Raw genomic sequence first — 288 nt, 5'->3', positions numbered from 1 at the left:
TTAATCCGGATTTCTCCGGGCTATCCCCCGCTACTGGGTAGATTCCTACGTGTTACGCACCCGTCCGCCGCTTGTCAGCAACTAGCAAGCTAGTTCTGTTACCGCTCGACTTGCATGTGTTAGGCCTGCCGCCAGCGTTCAATCTGAGCCATGATCAAACTCTTCAGTTTAAATCGTTTTGCTTCATGCGATCCTAAGAAAGCATTCAGCGACTCAATCACTTCAAATGAACATTCACATTAGTTAAAGCTTCCTAAGAAACCTTAATAACGAGTGTGTTCGCTTGAT

The 288-nt window shown here is 46.2% G+C and carries 1 rRNA gene; it reads right to left on the bottom strand.

What is annotated here, in order from left to right:
* Nucleotides 1–170, bottom strand: a 16S ribosomal RNA gene (locus EOPP23_RS21275); the annotation flags it as partial.
* Nucleotides 171–288: the final 118 nt, after the last annotated feature.

Source organism: Endozoicomonas sp. OPT23, from assembly GCF_009653635.1.
GTDB lineage: Bacteria > Pseudomonadota > Gammaproteobacteria > Pseudomonadales > Endozoicomonadaceae > Endozoicomonas_A.
This window is presented reverse-complemented; position numbering and strand designations above follow the sequence as displayed.